Raw genomic sequence first — 1,855 nt, 5'->3', positions numbered from 1 at the left:
AATAGCAAATTATTGCGAAAACACATAAATTACTAATGTTGCAGATAATTACCCATTAATTACACCATTCAATTTATCTACAAAAAGCTTCTACCTAGAGATTTCATTCCCGATCGATCTGCCGTTACGCTGCGGTTTAATGCGCAATTACACTCGCTTTAGATCGGCCAAATGGCCGAAGCTAATAATTACTAGTTGTGAAATCGAAATCTATTCAATTACTTAGACGAGCGTGATTTTTAGTAACTACTTAGGCTGGGAAATATGGGATTGAGGACGATCGAGAAAAAGCACCAAAACAACGGTGCAATCCGGAATTGTGGCTTCAACTCCATCCCGATTAAAAAACTCGATCGCCTAGAGGATGGATAGTCTGGCACGATCCTCTGATGAGCAGCACGAGATCGCCCGATCGAGATCGAAATCGATCCCAATATTGTGGCAGATCGATAGAATTTATTGAGTCGATTTGGTTGCAGTTTCGATCTTACGAAGCCGGAATTGAAGCTACTTTTATTAGGAGGGAACCTCCCGTTCGATGCGCCGCTCCCAAGCTTGGGAGCGATTCGCGCTCGCCTTTGTTTCCCGACGGTTGCGATCGAGACAGAGGGGAGCCAGAGCCGGAGGCGAGGGCGGGGTGAGGGCGGTTTCATCATTGTCACTTTAATTATGTCCAGCTACTTAAATATGAAATTAAGCTGAATTTACAAATCCGGGGAGGTGTTCGAGATCGAAATCCCAGAGGACAGTTGATGCTTGTCGATTTTTAATAATTAGGGGGAAAGTATCTGTGACTTCTCAGATTTCTGCACAGGTAATTTGGCGATCGCCAAATAGTTGCTCGACGCTGAGTAAAAATTTATAGCTAGGAAAACTGATGAGCCAGCGATCGAATGTTACTGCCAACGGGTTGGGAAATGCATCCGCTTTTTAAGGGGGCTAAGGGGATTCTCTAGGATTTAAGCTTAACAAAATTGAGTTTTCAGACATCCTCTAAGCTAGATCGAATAACAAGACTTCCGCAGTTTTGTCAGTTGTTAGTTCTAGCAGTTCGGGACTGTTAATTTGGACGCCATCACCTGCTTGCAACTCTTCCCCGTTGAGATTGGCACTGCCGCTGGCAACTTGCAACCACACGCACCGCTGAGGCTGCATCTCAAATGTCACCATGTCGCCTGCCGAAAGTACCGCCGCATACAAATCGATATCTTGATGAATTACCACAGCCCCATCGCGCCCGTCTTTCGCCGCCACCAGTCGCAGCTTGCCTTGCTTATCTGCTGCGGTAAAGTTGCGTTGGTCGTAGCGGGGGGGAATATTTTGGCGACTAGGTAACATCCAGATCTGCAACAGGTGGACGGGATTGGTGTCTGAATTATTAAACTCACTATGTTGAATCCCCGTCCCCGCACTCATGATTTGGACATCGCCAGCCCGAATCACCGAGCCGGTACCGAGACTATCTTTGTGCGCCAATTCTCCCTCTAAAACATAGGTAAGAATTTCCATGTCCCGATGTCCGTGCGTCCCAAACCCAGCACCGGGCGCAATCCGGTCGTCATTGATGACCCGTAGCGAACGAAAACCCATCCGACTGGGATCGTAGAAATTGCTAAATGAAAACGTATGGTAGCTATCGAGCCAATCAATTTGAGTATGACCGCGCAGGTCGCTAGGATGAATTATGTTTACGGCAGTCTCGCTCATCTAGTTATCTCCCCTGTGCGTAAATTTATCGAATACATCGCGATCGATCTGCGGCTTTTAGCAAATTCTGGTATTCCTGTTCCTAGAGCCTAATTAATTCGATCGAGATTTATCTCTATCGATCGAGATATTGTGATGCAATCGCCCC

General features: G+C 46.5%; 1 protein-coding gene. It reads right to left on the bottom strand.

Annotated features, from left to right (window positions below; translation table 11 throughout):
- Window positions 1-993 precede the first annotated feature (993 nt).
- Window positions 994-1,707, bottom strand: coding sequence for a pirin family protein (locus RMO84_RS15370; protein WP_310489317.1), 714 nt, complete (start codon window positions 1,705-1,707; stop codon window positions 994-996).
- Window positions 1,708-1,855 lie beyond the last annotated feature (148 nt).

The sequence above is a fragment of the Chamaesiphon sp. VAR_69_metabat_338 genome (assembly GCF_031423935.1).
Lineage (GTDB): Bacteria > Cyanobacteriota > Cyanobacteriia > Cyanobacteriales > Chamaesiphonaceae > Chamaesiphon.
Note: the sequence above shows the minus strand (reverse complement) of the source record. Positions and strands in the feature narration are given on the sequence as shown.